Annotated in this window: 2 protein-coding genes; both read left to right on the forward strand. The window is 33.1% G+C overall.

What is annotated here, in order from left to right; translation table 11 throughout:
* A partial coding sequence (gene glgB / locus ACH2BC_RS14775; protein WP_395054997.1) for a 1,4-alpha-glucan branching protein GlgB occupies positions 1 to 1,590 on the forward strand: 1,590 nt, incomplete at its 5' end.
* Positions 1,591 to 2,035: 445 nt separating this feature from the next.
* Positions 2,036 to 4,432 (forward strand): glycoside hydrolase family 31 protein, encoded by a 2,397-nt coding sequence (locus ACH2BC_RS14780; RefSeq protein WP_395054999.1) that lies wholly within the window; start codon positions 2,036 to 2,038, stop codon positions 4,430 to 4,432.
* Positions 4,433 to 4,438 lie beyond the last annotated feature (6 nt).

Below are 4,438 nucleotides of genomic sequence, written 5' to 3' on the forward strand. Positions count from 1 at the left end.
ATTACCGAAAAAGCCGATCCGTTTGCAAAATTTTGTGAACATCCACCACATACAGCATCAATAATTTGGGATTTAGACTATAAATGGAAAGATACCAAATGGATGGAAACCAGAAAAGATAAAAACGGATTAGACAAACCACATTCGGTATACGAAGTCCATCTTGGTTCTTGGAAACGCAACAGCGAAGGCAAATTTCTAACTTATATTGAACTTGCAGAAGATTTAGTAAATTATGTAAAACAAACAGGATTTACTCACGTAGAGTTTATGCCAATTATGGAGTATCCTTACGATCCATCTTGGGGTTACCAATTAGTAGGTTATTTTGCGCCAACATCTCGCTTCGGTAAACCACAAGATTTTATGTTCCTTGTAGATAAATTACACCAGGCAGGAATTGGAGTTATTCTAGATTGGGTTCCATCACATTTTCCTAGTGATGCGCACGGTTTAGGATTTTTTGATGGTTCCAACCTTTATGAACATCCAGATTTAAGAAAAGGATATCATCCAGATTGGAAAAGCTTGGTTTTTAATTATGGTCGCAATGAAGTACGTTCGTTTTTAATAAGCAATGCTATTTTTTGGTTGCAACAATACCACGCAGATGGACTTCGTGTAGATGCTGTGGCGTCTATGTTATACTTAGATTATTCTAGAAATGATGGCGAATGGGAACCAAATATTTATGGCGGAAGAGAAAATCTAGACACCATTAGTTTTCTAAAAGATTTTAACGAAGCAGTATATTCAAGTTTTCCAGATGTTCAAACAATTGCCGAAGAAAGCACCAGTTTTCCAATGGTTTCGCGACCAACATTTCTTGGCGGTTTAGGTTTCGGAATGAAATGGATGATGGGTTGGATGCACGATACATTACAATATTTTCAAAAAGAAAGTGTGTATAGAAAATACCATCAAAACGATTTAACATTTTCTATGACGTATGCTTTTACAGAGAATTTTATGTTGCCACTTTCTCATGATGAAGTTGTTTATGGCAAACATTCCATTCAAGACAGAATGACTGGCGATGAATGGCAAAAATTTGCAAACTTGCGCTTACTTTACGGATATATGTTCACGCATCCAGGAACTAAATTATTGTTTATGGGAAGCGAATTTGGGCAAACATCAGAGTGGAATTTTGAATCAAGTTTAGATTGGCATTTATTACAATACGGTTTTCATGACGGAATGAAAAAATGTATTACCGATTTAAATGCATTATACAAAAATAATCCAGCATTACATGAAAAACAATTTAGCGCAGAAGGATTTGAATGGATAAATTATTCTGACAATCAAAATTCTGTTTTGGCATACATTAGAAAAGGAACTAAAGAAAAAGAAAATCTAATAATTGTTTGTAATATGACGCCAGTAGTTCATTCAACATACAGAATAGGATTACCAGCAAAAGGAAAATTAACAGAAATTTTCAATTCAGATAAAACAGAATACAACGGAAGCGGAATAAACAATCCAAAACCAATAAAAATTGAAAAAGAATTATGGAACGGAAGAGAATTTTCAGCCGAAGTTGTTTTACCACCATTAGCAGTTTGTGTATTCAAAATTGGTTGATAAGACACAATTTTTGCCACCAAGACACTAAGTCGCAAAGTCTTTAGCCACGAATTTCACGAATTAAATACAGTTTTATATCCTAACAGGTTTTTTTAAACCTGTTAGGTATTAGTTTTTAGACAAAATATAAAAATAAAGAATCACACCTATGCTACCGATAGCTATCGGTATTGCGAGAACAAAAGCTTAATGAATCTTAACACCTTAATGGTTTAAAATAAAAAAGTAAAATAAAGTTGTCTTTGCGAGAAAAAAGACTTAATTAACTTTATACCTGAATGGTTTTAAAAATAAAAAAACTTTGCGACTTAGCGACTTAGTGGCAATAAAATTAGTGACTTAAACCAACAACCGCAAACGTTATAGTTAAAAACATATAAAATTACATTAGAAATTACGCTTCAACATTCGTATTTTCGCACTTTTACAAAATTACAAAACTATGATTACCAATACTGAACTCGAATATAAAGGCGATTTATTTCCTTCAAAAATAACATCTTACGAAAAAGAAGTCGATTCAATTCTTTTTCATACAGACAACAATGTAATTTTAAAAGTAACCGTACTTCGCGATAGTTTAATTCGTTTTAGATACACAACCAAAGGATATTTTAGCAATGATTTTTCCTATGCAATTGATAAAACGCAATCGCATGGTTACAATATTCTAGAAGTTACTGATGAAAAAGACCATTACAGAATTACAACTAGCAAAGTTTATGTAGTTATTCAAAAACACGATTTGCGAATTGGAATCTACGAACTTAATGGCGAAGCAATTGTTGAAGACGAAATAGGTTTTCACTGGGAAGAATCGTATGAGTTTGGTGGAAACATTATCAAAATGAGTAAAACATCACAAGATGGAGAATGTTTTTACGGACTTGGCGATAAAGCAACACATCTAAATCTAAAAGGAAAAAGATTAGAAAATTTTGCTACCGATCAATATGCTTTTCAAAAAGATCAAGAACCATTATACAAAGTAGTTCCATTTTATATCGGTTTGCACCACAATATTTCCTACGGAATATTTTTTGACAATACTTTCCGTTCTTATTTCGATTTTAGTAGCGAACGCAAAAATGTAACCAGTTTTTGGGCTGATGGTGGCGAAATGAATTATTATTTTGTTTATGGTCCAAAAATGAGCGACGTAGTTACAACGTATACTCATCTTACAGGAAAACCAGAAATGCCACCATTATGGACATTAGGTTATCATCAATGCAAATGGAGTTATTTTCCAGAAAGTAAAGTAAAAGAAGTTGCCAATAAATTTAGAGAATTACAAATTCCTTGTGATGCAATTTACCTTGACATAGATTATATGGAAGGTTTTCGATGCTTCACTTGGAGCAAAGAATATTTTCCAGATCCAAAGAAAATGGTTGCAGAATTGGCTGCAGACGGATTCAAAACCGTAGTAATTATTGATCCAGGAATAAAAATTGATAAAGAATATTCAGTTTATCAAGAAGCATTAGAAAAAGATTATTTCTGCAAGCGTGCTGATGGACCATATATGAAAGGAAAAGTTTGGCCTGGCGAATGTAATTTTCCAGATTATACCAATCCAGAAGTTAGAGAATGGTGGGCAGGATTATTCAAAGAATTAATTTCAGAAATAGGCGTAAAAGGAGTTTGGAACGATATGAACGAACCAGCAGTTATGGAAGTTCCAGGAAAAACTTTTCCTATGGATGTTCGTCACGATTATGATGGAAATCCTTGCAGTCATAGAAAAGCACATAATATTTATGGAACTCAAATGGCGCGTGCAACCTACGAAGGTGTAAAACGTTTCGCTTATCCTAAACGTCCATTTATTATTACGCGTTCTGCTTATTCTGGTGCGCAAAGATATACTTCATCGTGGACTGGCGATAACGTAGCAACTTGGGAACATTTATGGATTGCCAACATTCAAATGCAACGAATGTCAATCTCTGGAATGGGTTTCACAGGTTCAGATATTGGCGGATTTGCAGAACAACCTTCGGCAGAATTATATGCAAGATGGATTCAATTAGGCGTTTTTCATCCGTTTTGTAGAACACATTCTTCTGGTCATCATGGTGAACAAGAACCTTGGAGTTTTGGCGAAGAAGTAATCGATATTACTAGAAAATTTGTAGAAATTCGCTACCAATTGTTACCTTATTTATACACCATGTTTTGGCAATATGTAAACGAAGGTATTCCAATGTTAAAACCATTAGTATATTTTGACCAAGAAGACATACATACACATTATAGAACTGACGAATTTATTTACGGAAATAAAATTTTGGTTTGCCCAATTCTAGAACCAAATGCGCAAGGCAGAAGAATGTATTTGCCAAAAGGAAATTGGTATAATTTTTGGACCAATGAATATGTAAAAGGTCAACGTGAACTTTGGGTTGCCACCGATTATGATCAAATTCCTATTTTTGTAAAAGAAGGTTCTATAATTCCAAAATATCCTATTCAGCAGTATGTTGGTCAAATTGAAGCACCAGATTTGTCATTAGATGTGTATTATAAATTAGGTAAAGAAAAATCGGTTGTATATGAAGATGCGCATGATGGATATGATTACAATAAAGGAAGATACAGCTACAAAACCTTTAATTTAACTGGTAAAGAAAAAGAATTAATTATTCAACAACATAAAGAAGGAACTTTTGAAACACAATATCAAACCATAAAAATCAATTTTAAAGGTTTACCTTTCAAAGTTAAAACTATCGAAATTGATAACGAAATTGTAAGTTTATCAGAAGTGAATTTTAAAGATAATTCTCTAATTGTTGATAAAGATTTTACAGAATTGCATTTAATTGGTTCATAATTGTAG

Source organism: Flavobacterium sp., assembly GCF_043760115.1.
In the GTDB taxonomy this organism is placed as follows: Bacteria; Bacteroidota; Bacteroidia; order Flavobacteriales; family Flavobacteriaceae; genus Flavobacterium.

What these genes read in the sequence shown, in the direction of transcription:
- ACH2BC_RS14780 (WP_395054999.1), top strand. Translation starts at nt 2,036, where the DNA reads ATGATTACCAATACTGAACTCGAATATAAAGGCGATTTATTTCCTTCA.